The sequence below is a fragment of the Stenotrophomonas maltophilia group sp. Smal13 genome (assembly GCF_030236855.1).
Taxonomy (GTDB): Bacteria; Pseudomonadota; Gammaproteobacteria; order Xanthomonadales; family Xanthomonadaceae; genus Stenotrophomonas; species Stenotrophomonas maltophilia_A.
The window spans coordinates 25,096-37,691 of the sequence record NZ_JASJSQ010000011.1 but is presented as its reverse complement, the minus strand read 5'-3'; the positions used below and the strand labels follow the sequence as shown (position 1 = coordinate 37,691).

The 12,596-nt window shown below is 64.2% G+C and carries 14 protein-coding genes; 9 read left to right on the top strand and 5 right to left on the bottom strand.

The features are described 5' to 3' along the window. Nucleotides 1–11 precede the first annotated feature (11 nt). Together QRO95_RS05900 and QRO95_RS05895 are read right to left on the bottom strand one after the other, a co-directional pair. Nucleotides 12–569, bottom strand: coding sequence for a hypothetical protein (locus QRO95_RS05900; protein ID WP_285301908.1), 558 nt, complete (start codon nt 567–569; stop codon nt 12–14). Between the two features lie 157 nt (nt 570–726). Beyond that, complete coding sequence (locus tag QRO95_RS05895) at nt 727–1,464, bottom strand: hypothetical protein (protein ID WP_285301907.1); 738 nt, start codon at nt 1,462–1,464, stop codon at nt 727–729. A gap of 594 nt (nt 1,465–2,058) precedes the next feature. On the opposite strand from QRO95_RS05895, the gene QRO95_RS05890 reads away from it, so the two are divergent. Next, nucleotides 2,059–3,564 (top strand): S8 family serine peptidase, encoded by a 1,506-nt coding sequence (locus QRO95_RS05890; RefSeq protein WP_285301906.1) that lies wholly within the window; start codon nt 2,059–2,061, stop codon nt 3,562–3,564. A gap of 48 nt (nt 3,565–3,612) precedes the next feature. Here QRO95_RS05890 and QRO95_RS05885 read toward each other — a convergent pair whose 3' ends face one another. Further along, entirely contained in the window at nt 3,613–5,046 is a 1,434-nt protein-coding gene (locus QRO95_RS05885) for an MFS transporter (protein ID WP_285301905.1), read from the bottom strand. Nucleotides 5,047–5,154: 108 nt separating this feature from the next. Between QRO95_RS05885 and soxR the strand changes: the two genes are divergently transcribed. Both soxR and QRO95_RS05875 read left to right on the top strand, forming a co-directional pair. Continuing rightward, the gene (gene soxR, locus QRO95_RS05880; protein WP_032128280.1) at nt 5,155–5,625 is read left to right on the top strand and encodes a redox-sensitive transcriptional activator SoxR; all 471 of its coding nucleotides are present in this window, start codon (nt 5,155–5,157) and stop codon (nt 5,623–5,625) included. Between the two features lie 91 nt (nt 5,626–5,716). Then, on the top strand, nt 5,717–6,202 hold the full coding sequence (locus QRO95_RS05875) for a hypothetical protein (RefSeq protein ID WP_285301903.1): 486 nt from the start codon (nt 5,717–5,719) through the stop codon (nt 6,200–6,202). 14 nt (nt 6,203–6,216) lie between these two features. Here QRO95_RS05875 and QRO95_RS05870 read toward each other — a convergent pair whose 3' ends face one another. Further along, nucleotides 6,217–6,678: an isoprenylcysteine carboxylmethyltransferase family protein gene (locus tag QRO95_RS05870; RefSeq protein ID WP_285301902.1), complete on the bottom strand. Its 462-nt coding sequence runs from the start codon at nt 6,676–6,678 to the stop codon at nt 6,217–6,219. 153 nt (nt 6,679–6,831) lie between these two features. Here QRO95_RS05870 and QRO95_RS05865 point away from each other — a divergent pair, with 153 nt between their 5' ends. The 6 genes from QRO95_RS05865 to QRO95_RS05840 all read left to right on the top strand — a co-directional run bounded on the left by QRO95_RS05865 (nt 6,832) and on the right by QRO95_RS05840 (nt 12,230). After that, nucleotides 6,832–8,853, top strand: a complete 2,022-nt coding sequence (locus QRO95_RS05865; protein WP_049423588.1) for a triacylglycerol lipase — start codon at nt 6,832–6,834, stop codon at nt 8,851–8,853. Between the two features lie 84 nt (nt 8,854–8,937). Continuing rightward, complete coding sequence (hchA, locus tag QRO95_RS05860) at nt 8,938–9,810, top strand: glyoxalase III HchA (protein ID WP_285301901.1); 873 nt, start codon at nt 8,938–8,940, stop codon at nt 9,808–9,810. Between the two features lie 5 nt (nt 9,811–9,815). Further along, the gene (locus QRO95_RS05855) at nt 9,816–10,520 is read left to right on the top strand and encodes a PA1136 family autoinducer-binding transcriptional regulator (protein WP_049423583.1); all 705 of its coding nucleotides are present in this window, start codon (nt 9,816–9,818) and stop codon (nt 10,518–10,520) included. A gap of 87 nt (nt 10,521–10,607) precedes the next feature. Continuing rightward, nucleotides 10,608–10,841: a hypothetical protein gene (locus QRO95_RS05850; RefSeq protein WP_032128272.1), complete on the top strand. Its 234-nt coding sequence runs from the start codon at nt 10,608–10,610 to the stop codon at nt 10,839–10,841. A gap of 135 nt (nt 10,842–10,976) precedes the next feature. Continuing rightward, the gene (locus QRO95_RS05845) at nt 10,977–11,219 is read left to right on the top strand and encodes a hypothetical protein (protein ID WP_049462602.1); all 243 of its coding nucleotides are present in this window, start codon (nt 10,977–10,979) and stop codon (nt 11,217–11,219) included. Between the two features lie 156 nt (nt 11,220–11,375). Continuing rightward, nucleotides 11,376–12,230 carry an endonuclease/exonuclease/phosphatase family protein gene (locus QRO95_RS05840; protein WP_285301900.1) on the top strand — a complete coding sequence of 285 codons (855 nt, stop codon included), beginning with the start codon at nt 11,376–11,378 and terminating at the stop codon, nt 12,228–12,230. Between the two features lie 19 nt (nt 12,231–12,249). On the opposite strand, the gene QRO95_RS05835 is transcribed toward QRO95_RS05840, so the two are convergent. Continuing rightward, complete coding sequence (locus QRO95_RS05835; RefSeq protein WP_180844920.1) at nt 12,250–12,510, bottom strand: hypothetical protein; 261 nt, start codon at nt 12,508–12,510, stop codon at nt 12,250–12,252. Between the last annotated feature and the right edge of the window lie 86 nt (nt 12,511–12,596).

Sequence of the window (12,596 nt, the reverse complement as noted above, 5' to 3'; positions counted from 1 at the left end):
TCAGCGATAAATCAGAGCCAGATGTAGCCCATGATCCCTTCATTCACTGGATACTTCACGCCTTCGCAGTTGGGGTCCAGCGTATCGAAGTGGTCTGCCCAGTTGTTCGGCTTCAGACCACCTCGCATGCAACGGTACAACGGCACGGTGCCCGGGAGCTGCGTCGAGGCGATGTAGCCCGTAATTGGCATCATGTTCGTGGTCTTCATATGGCCTTCGCAGTTCGGGTCCATCGAAGAGAAGCTATCCATCCAGTTATTATTGAGGCAGGCATACATCGTCACGCTGCCTTCGAATGGATAGTAGGAAATGAAGCCCAAAGTGCCTTCCTTCTTACCCGGGTGCTTCATTCCACCCGGAGTGTTCAGCGGCCGGGCACTGAAAGTGTCCTCCCTCCACCGCCATCTTTCGAGCTCGACCAACTGGACGCCGGCGGGCAAATCAGCTGCATGGGCATTCGCCTCTGCAAGGATCTTCGGAGACGCCCCCAAGTAGTCAATTTCCTGCGCGGACGCATTCAACGCCAGCGATCCAGCCAAAACGGCTACCACAGCAATCATCTTCTTCACATCTACTCCTTAGAGAATGGACGTACAGATTTCCAGCGGGCGTCTTGCCCGCACGTCGATTCTAGAGCAGGAAAATTTGTGCCACCGAGACATATATCGTATTTGGCGTGCAACACGGTCAAGTTCGAATGGTCACTCGCCAATGCCTCCTGGCGCCCTAGCCGAACCCCAGCGGCACCTCGGTCAGGTCCACGATGAAAATCGTGGCGTTCTGCGGCCCCATCGTTACGCCGCCCACCGGGAAGGTGTTGGTGATCAGGGTCTGTTGAGTCACCTGCAACCGCGAAAGGAAGATCCGGTTGTCGCTGGTCATGTGGAAATAGTTGGCGTTCATGGTGCACCGATCCTGCGATTGCGCGAAGTAGTAGAAGCGCGGCGACGGAATGGCAATGCCGATCTTCGTCCCGGGGAAAAACTGGCCGATCTCCACCGGAGGCCCTGGGACTGTCGGCAGCGCCACCACTTGGAGAACCCGTAGGCCCTTGCGTCTGGAGTCGTAGAAGACCGTGCCGATTTCGTTGCGCAGGCGCAACCCGACTGGACCAGTACCTTCTCGCTCAGAAGCATTGAACGTGTAGTACTCCAGCAGCTTATTCGGCGCGGCACTGGAGGCGTAGACATTGCACGTCACGCCGCTCTGGACCAGAGTGAATCCTGTGTTGGTCGATACGGAGTCATTGATGTATCGGCAGACGTGAAGGTTCGTCGTCCCGTTCGTCGATGCCAACACACCACTCGGAGACCATGAGGCAAACGGTGGTGATCTACCAGTCGATCCACCGGCAAACGAACCAGTGTTGAGTGTGCCTAACTTGGCCAGCTGCAGATTTCGGTAGCCAGAGCCGATCTGGATCTGTCCGGTCCCTTGGTTGCGAACGCGTAGTCCAACGGCCATCAGCTGTAGATTCCATAGTGAAGGGTGGTGCCGCCGACAGTTTCCGTAGTTGGTTTGCTCGGGAACATCTCCATCCTGACGTGGAAATTCACCACGTCAGGATCCCAGGCCCATCAGAATCGCACTGGAGTTGCATCCAACGAGGAGTTCCGCGTAATCCCTTCTCCCCAGGGCCGTAGGTTCTCAAACGTCAAGCCAGCTGAAGAGCAGGAGTTGCGATGCCCGACAGCGGTGGCTGGAACAACGCAGCCAATTCAGGTCCCACGTCAACGCTGAAGGCTACGCCCGGAAGCTCCGCATGCGTGCATCTTCGGGCTTTCTTGTTTCCGCCCAACCAAAGCGTGAAACCCGCCATCACACCACGCCGCAAAGCGGAATCGGACAAGCCATGTCGGCACTGAACATCGTCAGACGCTTTCGACATCACTAAACCAATTCAGAAATTTCCTACCTCCGCCCTGGGGGAGAAACGTCTGCGGATGCGTTCGCTCAAGGTCGCCATCGAGAGGAGCCCACGGGATACCCCACTCTCCACATCGAGTCGAGCCCCAGGCCCGGCCCATCCGCCGCACTTTTCACAAAGGAACTGTATCCATGCGTACGCCGCTTCGGGTTTCCCTTGCCAGTGCCATCACTCTGGTCCTGGCCAGCGCCCCCGCCTTCGCCCAACCCACCGAACGGGTATGGACGCGAGGCATGGCCAGCAACGAGCAGTACAGCAGTTTCATCGTCAAGTACCGGGACGGCAGCAGCAAGCGCGTCTCCGCCGACACCGCCCAGGACGCGCTGAAGAAGCGCCTCGGCGTCCAGCAGCGCAGCAAGCGTTCGATCGGCAACGCACCGCCAGCAGCCGCGTCCGTAACCCATCAACGCCGCATGGGCGGCGGGGCCGACGTGGTCACCACGGACAAGCCACTGGACCTCCCGGAAGCGCAGATCCTGATGCAGCGCATCGCCGACGATCCGGATGTGGAGTACGTGCAGCCGAACTACATGATGAGCGCATTCGCCACACCGAACGACCCACGCTACGGCGAGCAGTGGCACTACAGCAATCCGACCAGTGGCGCGCGCCTGCCCGGCGCGTGGGATCGCTCCACTGGCCAGGGCGTGGTGGTGGCTGTGGTCGATTCGGGCTACCTCAACAACAACGACCTGCAGGCCAACCTGCTGCCGGGCTACGACATGATCTCGTCGACCCGTCCGTTCAGTGATTGGCAGTGCATCATCGGCGGAATGAATCCCGGCTGCGGCGGATCCGACGATGGCGATGGACGCGACGCCGATGCCTTCGATGCCTCGGGCATCGCACACGGCACCCACGTCGCTGGAACGGTCGCTGCGGTGACCAACAACCAGATCGGCGTGGCCGGCGTGGCCTACAACGCGAAGGTCGTGCCGGTACGCGTACTCGGCAACCAGGGCAATGGCGGTTCCGCCGACATCATCGATGGCATGCTCTGGAGTGCCGGTATCAACGTGCCCAACGTCCCGGCCAATGCGAACCCGGCCGAAGTCATCAATCTCAGCCTGGGCGGCCGCCGCGCCTGCTCGCCGGCCGAGCAGGATGCAATCGACGACATCACCGCGCAGGGCACGATCGTGGTGGTCGCCGCCGGCAACAGCAATCTGGATGTGTCCGAGTTTGCTCCGGCGAACTGCAAGGGCGTGATCGCCGTGGCTGCCAACGATCAGGGCGGGCGACGCGCGTTCTACTCCAACTATGGCGCAGGCATCCATATCACCGCACCCGGTGGTGAAACCTGGTCCTGCCGCGCGTCCGTCGGCGAGTTCCTGCCGCTGGCCACGCCGCCTAGCCAGGCCAACTGCGCCCCGACCCGTCAGCATCCGGCGCAGGGCATCCTGTCCACGGTGGGTAACAACGCCTTCGACTTCATGTCCGGCACCTCGATGGCGGCGCCTCACGTCGCTGGCATCGTCGCGCTGATGCAAGCGGTGGCGCCGGTGCCAAAGACCACCGACCAGGTCAAGGACATCCTGCGTCGCACTGCGCACCCGATCGCCGCAGCGAACTGCCCGGGTGGCTGCGGGCCAGGCATCATTGACGCGGCCGAAGCCGTGAAGGCAGCCAGCAACTGATGGCATGGCGCAGTGGCCCGGCAAGGTCGCTGCGCCCTCTTCCGTTGCTCAGTTCATGTCCGCCGGCAAGCGGCATCGCTTCACCAGCAGCATGCCCAGCATCGGCGCCAGCGCGAAGGTGGCAAACAGCCACCGGGCCGCACGCGCGGTTCCCTCGGCCCCGCCCGGCTCGATCAGTCCCGCTGCATTGGCGACCATCCCGGCAAGCGCTGCCCCGGCCGCGGTGGCGAACAGCTGGATGGTGGTGATCGACGCACCGGCGCGCTCCTGTTCCTCCGGCGGTGCAGAGGTCAGAACACGTGTCAGCAGGTGAGGCCAGGCCAGGCCCACGCCGATCCCGATGACGGCCAGCGCCACGCAGATCGGCACCATCTGCAACCACGTACCGCTGCCGGCAGCCGGCACCCACAGCACCAGCCCGATCATGCCCAGCCATCCCAGCGCCGGGCCGATCATCAACGCCCGGTCAACGCCGCGCCCGCTGAAGCCGGAGCCGACCAACGACCCGAGCGTCCAACCGGCCGCCATCAACGCCGCGAGGTAGCCCGCAGCAAGCGGTGATTGCTGATGCAGCACCTGCAGGAACAGTGGCACGAAGACCTCGCCGCTGGTGATCATCACCACCAGCAGCGACATCAGCCCATACAACGCGGCCAGCCGCGAGCGGAGCCGGAGAGCGCCGGAAGGAAGCAGCGTCTGCTTCGCTCGGGACTCGATCCTCATCAGCACCACTGCGAGGAACACGGCCATCACGATGCCAATGAAATTGTTGACTGCGCTCGAGGATGTACTGCCTAGGGAGACACTGATGACGGCCAGGGTCAGCAGCAGGATCTGCAACCACGGGACCGAGGACCTGGCCGCAGCTGAAGACGATGCCTCCCTCTGCGGAAGGACCTTCGACGCCAGCAGCGCGAACAACACGGCAACCGCGGTGACCGACCAGAATGCGGCCCGCCATACGCCCCATTCGGCGAAGACGCCGCCCACCGCAGGTCCGATCAACGTCGCCACGCCCCACATCCCCGAAACCAGGGCCATCGCGCGGGGCCAGAGCGGCTCTTCGAACGCGAGCCGGATCATGGCGTAGGCCAGTGCGAACAGGAAGCCGCCGCCGACACCCTGCACCAGCCGCCCCACCAGCATCATCGGCATCGAGGTCGCGAGCGCGCAGATCACGGCACCGGCTGCGAAGATGAGCGTCGCCATTGCATAGCTTCCACGAGGCCCGGCACGTTCAAGCAGCTTGATCGACAGTGCCGACCCCAGGATGGACGCGACCACGAAGAGCGTGGTGTTCCATGCGTAGAGATCCAGGCCACCGATGTCCTCCACCACGGTTGGCAACATGGTGGTGGCGATGTAGACGTTGACCGCATGCAGTGCGACCCCGCCCGCCAGGGCAAGTGAGCGCACTGCATTGCGGCCGGACAGGAGATCGCCCCAGCGGGTGCCGGGGACGGCGATGCCTTGCTGTTCCATTTTCGTTCAAACCTATGATTCATGACCTGCAGCCCAGGGTTCACATGCAGGAAAAAGGGAACTGCCTTATAAAACCTCATGTATTGATGAGGTCAAGGAACCCCGGCCATGAAGATCGATGTCAGCGTTCCGCTTTCCGTGGGCGAAGTCGCGCGTCGCAGCGGGGTCAGCATTGCCACCGTGCACTTCTATGAAGCCAAGGGACTGATCCATGGCTGGCGCAACAACGGCAACCAGCGCCGCTACCGCCGCGACGTGCTGCGGCGCATTGCCGTGATCAAGGTCGCACAGCGGGCGGGCGTTCCTTTGGCCACGATCAAGATCGCGCTGGATGATCTTCCAGCCGAACGGGCGCCCAGTTCGAAGGACTGGGCAAGGCTGTCCAGCAACTGGCGCGACATGCTGAACGAGCGCATCCGCAGCCTGGTCCAGCTGCGCGACCAGCTCGACGGCTGCATCGGCTGTGGTTGCCTGTCACTGAAGGACTGTCCGTTGCGAAACCCTGGCGACCAGTTGTCACAACGCGGCGACGGCGCCGTCTTGCTTGAATCGGACGACGGCAGCCGGAATGGGTCATGATCCATTGCTGCACGCGGCACTGACTGAAACATCGCAAAATGAAGCGGCATCCTCCCCGCGTTGCTGCCCACTACCTACAGAAGGACCTGCGATGAGAACCGTGATCATCACCTCTGCCCTGCTCCTGGCTGCTTTTGCCGCGACCCCGGCTGCGCACGCGGCTGCACCCGCCATCGCGCCGCCCGGCACCGAAACACTCGAAGCCCTGCTGGCCTGCAAGGCAGGCTCCACCTTCAGCGAAGCCGAGGCTATCGATGCCCTGCAGGCAGCCGGCCTGGCCAGGAAGCCTGGTGGCACGTTCGAGCCGGAAACCACGCCGGTCGCCCTGTTCGGCGGTACCGTCACCCATGCCGACGTGAATGTCGCCGAGGGCGAGAAGAGCATCTTCGTCTACTTGAACGGTGTCGACCCGAAGCGCCTGGCCAAGACCTGGTCGGTGACCACGGTCAACGAATACGCCAACACCGAAGCACCGTCCTACGTGAAGCGCATCGACAAGCGCCACACCCTGCACGTGATTGCCGGTGACGATTACGAAGGTTATTCCGCTGCCGTGAAATGCCAGATCACACCGTGACTGCCTGACCCGCGCTAGAGCCAGCGCCGTACGCGCTGGCGGAAGGCTGCGTATGCCTCCGGAAAGCGGGCCGACAGTGCCCGCTCTTCCGGCATGATCTGCCATCGGTTGATGTACAGCACGAACAACGGCACGGCCAGCAGTGCGGTCAGGTTCTGCAGGTACAGCATGGCACCTGCCAGGACAGTGGCCTGGCCCAGGTACATCGGGTTGCGCGTATAGCGGTACACGCCGTGCGTGACCAGCATGCTCGACGTCGCTGGCCGCAGGGGGTTGACCGTGGTGCCCACGCGCCGGAAGGCCAGCTTCGGCAGCAGGTTCAATGCCACGCCGAAGGCCATCACCAGACCCGCAAGCAACTCCGGCACGGGTAGCTGCAGCGCCGCGCCCGGCTGCCATCGGCTGCCCATGTAGCCGATGGCGGCGCACAACAGCATCACAAGAGGCGGAGGAACACGGGTCTCAAGCCATCGCATCGCAGCCCCGCATTCATCCTGTTCACCCCAGTGTCACACGGGAATGCCTGAATCGCCCGGTTGGCGGCATTTCCGCGCTCCAAACCGACCGCCCGGTATCTTCCGCTTTGACATGCCGACCGCTAGAGTGGCGCCACCGCGCAGGAGGATCGTATGGCAACCACGGGCTTGGGCTTCATCGGCCGCACGACCCTCATCATCACCGTGCTGCTCACTCTGGGCGGCTGCGCGACGTTGCGCCAGTTCGGGCCGTCGGTGCAGGTGGCCTCGGTCACCCCCGGCCAGTACATCGCCCTGAAACGCGGCGACATCCTGACCACCGGCAAGCTCAGTTCGGCCACCATGGAAACCCTGCGCGTCGCCGGCCTCGACGAAGGCGTCTGCGCCAAGCCAGGCCTGCCCTGCATCGAGGCCATGGAAGGCAGCATCGTGGTGCGCGAGGAGGACAAGCGCTCAAGCCTGGCCGAGCTGTGGCTGCAGTATGCGATGACCTTGCCCGCGCCCAAGCGCGAGTACTCCACGTCAGGCCGCGCCAAGAGCGCGATCACCGAACTGGATGCGGACTTCCAGCCGCGCCTGGACGCGTGGATGCAGGTCGCGCGGCAGGCCTACGCCTACCTGTTCTTCACCGAGCGCACGGCCAACCAGCGCGGTTTCGAAGACCGCCAGACCCAGGTGCGCGACTACTACAACCTGGCCGTGCAGGAAGCCTCGGTACAGTTGTACAACGCCTATGCCACCGGGCGCGTGCATGGTGAAGCCAGCCACTTCCAGCTGGGCCGCTGGACGTTCGTGCTGGCGCCGTCGGGCCAAGCATCACCGCTGGATACGCGTACGCCCACCGAACTGGTGCCGGCAGCCTCGCTGTCGTTCACCGGCACGCTGCGCAGCGTGCATCGCCGCGATGGCTTCGGTGCCGAACTGGTGGCCGTGATGGATGATCCCGCCGCCACTACGGCCACCACGCCGCCGGCCACCACAGCCGCCGCGCAGGCCACCACGCCCATCACACAGAGCTGGAGCGAGATGCCGTCGCCATCGATGACGGTGCTGCTGCGCTTCTCCGGAAAGAACCTGTGGGAAGTACTGCACGACGACGAGCCGGAACTGGAGATCCACGATCCCTACCAGGTCACGGAAGTCACCCTGCATGGGCAGCAGGTGCCATTGGCCGCGAACTTCACCGCAGGCTACGCACTGTGGCTGGCGCGCTCCAATTTCAGCCACCAATCGCTGCGTTCGCTGTTCGGTGGCAAGGGCGGCATCGACACGCCGCATCTGTACATGATGCAGCCCTACGACCCGAACCGCCGCGTGCTGCTGATGATCCATGGCCTGGCCAGCAGCCCGGAAGCCTGGGTCAACGTCGCCAACGAGCTGATGCGCGACGACGAGATCCGCCAGGACTTCCAGGTCTGGCAGTTCTACTACCCGACCAACATGCCCATTGCGATGAGCCACGATGCGATGCGCCACACGCTGGATGAGGTGTTCAAGCACTTCGACCCCAGCGGCAAGGCGCAGGCCTCGCATGACATGGTGCTGGTCGGGCACAGCATGGGTGGGGTGATCTCACGGCTGATGGTGTCTTCTTCCGGCGACCACCTGGTAGAGACCCTGCTGGCGACCGCACAGATGACGCCTGCGCAGCAGGAGCTGCTGCGCACCAAGGGCGCGCCGGTGCTGACCTTCCTGCCGGAACCGGAAGTATCGCGCGTGGTATTCATTGCCACGCCGCACCGCGGTACCGATGTGGCGAGCACCCGCCTCGGCCGCTGGATCGGCCGCCTGGTACGGCTGCCACTGACCGTCCTGGAGGACGTGGCCACCATCGCCAACGACGGCAAGATCGATCGCAACGACGGCAAGCACGGCTACCAGATGAACAGCATCCAGAACCTGGACAAGGACGATCCCTTCGTGCGCGCCGTGGCCGACCTGCCGATGGCACCGAAGGTGCGTTACCACTCGATCATCGCGCGCGCCAAGGCAGATGGTCCGCTGGAAAAGACCGACGACGGGCTGGTGCCCTACTGGAGCTCGCACCTTCCGCACGCGGATTCGGAGAAGGTGATCGTGTCCGGGCACAGCGTGCAGGAAGCCACGCCGGCCATCGTCGAACTGCGGCGGATCCTGCATGAAGACATGCAACAGCACGGCGCCGTGGTGAAATAGCAGGGGGCGAATGAGGGGAAAACCCTCATCGCCTGTACGCATCCGCCCTTCTATGCTGGCTCCACTACCCCACTGGAGGTCCGCATGAACACGCAAGAGCCCAGCCGCCACCCCAGCCCCGATCCGGCCGAGCGCGACGCCTTCTTCCCGTCGCCGTACTCGCTGTCACAGTTCACATCGGCGAAGAGCGACCTGTCCGGCGCCGACTATCCCGACGCTCGCCGCGATGGCCGCTGGAAGGTGCTGATGATCGCTGCGGACGAACGCTATCTGCCCACCGCCAACGGCCACCTGTTCTCCACCGGCAACCATCCGGTGGAAACCCTGCTGCCGATGTACCACCTGGACAAGGCCGGCTTCGACATCGATGTGGCCACGCTGTCCGGCAACCCCGCCAAGTTCGAGTGGTGGGCGTTCCCGCATGAGGACAAGGAGATCGGCGGACTGTACGACCGCTACGAAGCCCGCTTCCGCCAGCCACTGCCGTTGGATGAGGTGGTGGCAGGCCTCGATGCCGCGTCGGACTATGCAGCCGTGTTCATTCCCGGTGGCCACGGCGCCCTTATCGGACTGCCGCAGAGTCGCGCGGTAAAGGCGGCCCTGCACTGGGCGATGGCCGAGCAACGTCACATCATCACCCTCTGCCACGGCCCGGCCGCATTGCTGGCCGCAGGCGTTGACGAGGCCGACGGTGGTTCGCTGTTCCGCGGCTACCGCATCTGTGCCTTCCCCGATGCGATGGACCGGCAGACGCCGGAGATCGGCTACATGCCCGGGCAGCTGCCGTGGTTCTTCGGTGAGCGCCTGGCGCAGCAGGGCGTGCAGATCGTCAACGACGGCATCGATGGCAGCGTGCTGCAGGACCGCCTGTTGCTGACCGGCGACAGCCCGCTGGCCGGCAATGCGCTGGGCAAGCTGGCCGCGCGCACGCTGCTCGACGCATTGGCCGGGCGCTGACTGGCGTGAGCGATCTGGTGCAGGCGTTGCTGGAACTGGAACGCGCCCGCTCACTGAGTGCGGTGGGCGCGGTACTACGCGGCATCTCTGCACCGCTGGGCTACGACCGCGTGCTGGTGTTCGCCACCGGCACGGGGTTGGAACGCGGTACCCAGCGCGTGTACTGGATCGAGGGCGACTGGTTCGGCGACGGCAGCACTACCGACCTCGCGCGCTACCTGCACGCCTGTCCGGTCAATCGCCACGTTCTGGACAGTGACGCGCCGTTCTTCTGGAGCAAGCGCCAGGGCGTTCGCGGCGAACGCTATCAGGTGGTAAAGCAGCCACGTGGTGAAGGCCTGCACGGTCTGCAGGTGCCGGTGTTCGGCACCACAGGGCTCGAAGGCGCGATCAGTTTTGCCGGGACAGCGATCGATGCATCGGCCAGCGCGCGACTGCTGCTGGATGCTGCTGCAGCTGCAGCATTCCGTGCCGCACGCCGGCTTTCCGAGACGCCCACCGAGCTTTCCGGAAGTGCGTTGAGCACGCGCGAACGCGAGGTGCTGCGCTGGGTCGCCGCCGGCCGTCGCCAAGCGGAAATCGCGGCCACGCTGGGACTTTCCGCCCGTACGGTGGAGAATCATCTGCGACGCGCGCGCCAGCGCCTGGGCGTGGCAACCACCGCGCAGGCGGTGCGTGCTGCCAGTCGGCGCGGCGAGATCGAGGACTGATCCGGGCAAGACACTTCCGGCGCTCTGGTTCGCGTGTTACACACGCCATGCGCATGTGCGCGATTGCAGAAAGCAAGGACGATGCTTATGAAACTGCAACTGGCCGCGATGGCCGCGTTGGTGATGGCAACGGCAACCCTGGCTCCGGTGGCGGACGCCAATGCGGGGGGACCGAAAGAAAATGTTTCGTGCGTGCCGGTGAAAGTGGACCACAACCGGGTCCACCAGCACTGCACGGAAACCTACACCGATGAGTTCGGCAACGTGTACGAAGCCGAGTACTGGATCGACGAGTACGGCAACCCTTACCTGCGCGACTGAGCCGGCAGGGGACTGCGCCGGGCCGTCCGCCGGGCCGGCGCGCATGCAGCAGCTGCCGCTCGGGTGCATGCTCTACCCGGGGGTAGTTGCACGACACCGCGCAGATGCGCGATTGCAGACACAAGGATGATGCCCATGAAACTGCACCTGGCCTCGATGGCCGCACTGATGTTTGCCGTGGGAGCTCTCTCCACGCCGTCCCAGGCCACCGCCGGCGGTGGTGGCGGTGGTCCGGAGAACACGAACTGCGTCCGGGTCAAGATGGGACCCTATTACCATCAACGTTGCGAAGTGACGTACTTCGACGAGGACGGCACTCCCTACATCCAGGTGTACTGGATTGACCAGAATGGCCAGTGGTACCTGCCTGCCGACTGAGCACCCATGACCTTCTGATCGCGCCCGCGCGATCCGCCGGGCGGGACCTTCACCGCCCGCCCGGCATCTTCCATCCGCCCATCCCGGCATATCGCCGACCCCACCGTCCATGGCATGCTTCATGAAACCGTTTTCATGGAATGGAGGGATTCCACGATGTTGTCGCGTTTCCGTCGCCCTGCGCTGTGTGCGCTGCTGGCGCTTGCTCTGCCTGCCGTCGCCTGGGCTGCTGCGCCGGTGCCACTGAAAGTGATGTCGTTCAATGTCCGTACCCCGGCCGATACCGAACCGGGCAAGCGCTGGCCGGACCGTCGCGATGCCATGGTCAAGGTCATCCTCGATGCACACCCGGCCGTGATTGGCACGCAGGAGCTGGTGAAGGAACAGGCCGACTTCCTGTCCGGGCATCTGCCCGGCTACCGCTGGTTCGGTGAAGGCCGCCGCGGTGGCAGCGGCGATGAACACATGGGCGTGTTCTACGACAGCAAGGTGCTGGCCATCGAGGAATCCGGCAACTTCTGGTTATCCGATACGCCCGAAGTACCCGGCAGCATCAGCTGGGGCAACCTGTACCCGCGCATGGTCACCTGGGCCCTGTTCCGGCGCCTGGACGATGGCCGCCGTTTCTACTTCATGAATACCCACCTGCCCTATCGCGACGAGGACGAACCGCGCCGGGTGAAGGGTGCCGAGCTGATCGGCAAGCGCCTGCAAGCCCTGCCTGCCGACCTGCCGGTGGTCCTGACCGGTGACTTCAACAGCGAGCCCGGCGGTGACACCTACAAGGCATTCACCCGCCTGCTGCAGGACACACGCACGCAGGTGAATGCACCGCAGGGACCACGCCTGACCTTCCACGACTTCACCGGCAAGGCCACCGTGCAGCTGGACTGGGTGCTGGTGCGCGGCTTCCATGCCCGCAGTTTCCTCACCGATGACCGCCGCATCGACGGCGTGCTGCCGTCGGATCACTTCCCGCTGGTGGTCGAGCTGGACTGGCCGAAGCACTGAATCTCTGCGGCAGCCGTGGCTACCGCGGCTGCCGCGACAACAGCCGGTACAACGCCAGGTGCTGGTTGCGCGCCTGGCAGATGCGGGCGCCGACAGCAAGGAACACGGCAACGCCGATCAGGCCCAGCCCCAGCATCGGATCAGGCAGTCGCAGGAAACCGATCGCAGCGGCCATCGTCGCCAGCACCAGCAGCACAACGACCGCCACCGAAAGGCCCGCGCCGGGTGGCCCCGGGTCGCCAAACAGCATGCGCTGGGTATCCCGCCTGTCATCACTCATCGTATGTACTCCCTGGAATCTGCCCCACTAGTTACACGGCGGACACGGCTTCCGGCAGAGTCAGAAACGTCACGACTGTGACAACG

Bases quoted from the DNA above. Each gene is read 5' to 3' on its own strand.
- QRO95_RS05895 (WP_285301907.1), bottom strand. From the start codon at position 1,464: ATGGCCGTTGGACTACGCGTTCGCAACCAAGGGACCGGACAGATCCAG.
- QRO95_RS05890 (WP_285301906.1), top strand. From the start codon at position 2,059: ATGCGTACGCCGCTTCGGGTTTCCCTTGCCAGTGCCATCACTCTGGTC.
- QRO95_RS05885 (WP_285301905.1), bottom strand. From the start codon at position 5,046: ATGGAACAGCAAGGCATCGCCGTCCCCGGCACCCGCTGGGGCGATCTC.
- soxR (WP_032128280.1), top strand. From the start codon at position 5,155: ATGAAGATCGATGTCAGCGTTCCGCTTTCCGTGGGCGAAGTCGCGCGT.
- QRO95_RS05875 (WP_285301903.1), top strand. From the start codon at position 5,717: ATGAGAACCGTGATCATCACCTCTGCCCTGCTCCTGGCTGCTTTTGCC.
- QRO95_RS05870 (WP_285301902.1), bottom strand. From the start codon at position 6,678: ATGCGATGGCTTGAGACCCGTGTTCCTCCGCCTCTTGTGATGCTGTTG.
- QRO95_RS05865 (WP_049423588.1), top strand. From the start codon at position 6,832: ATGGCAACCACGGGCTTGGGCTTCATCGGCCGCACGACCCTCATCATC.
- hchA (WP_285301901.1), top strand. From the start codon at position 8,938: ATGAACACGCAAGAGCCCAGCCGCCACCCCAGCCCCGATCCGGCCGAG.
- QRO95_RS05850 (WP_032128272.1), top strand. From the start codon at position 10,608: ATGAAACTGCAACTGGCCGCGATGGCCGCGTTGGTGATGGCAACGGCA.
- QRO95_RS05845 (WP_049462602.1), top strand. From the start codon at position 10,977: ATGAAACTGCACCTGGCCTCGATGGCCGCACTGATGTTTGCCGTGGGA.
- QRO95_RS05840 (WP_285301900.1), top strand. From the start codon at position 11,376: ATGTTGTCGCGTTTCCGTCGCCCTGCGCTGTGTGCGCTGCTGGCGCTT.
- QRO95_RS05835 (WP_180844920.1), bottom strand. From the start codon at position 12,510: ATGAGTGATGACAGGCGGGATACCCAGCGCATGCTGTTTGGCGACCCG.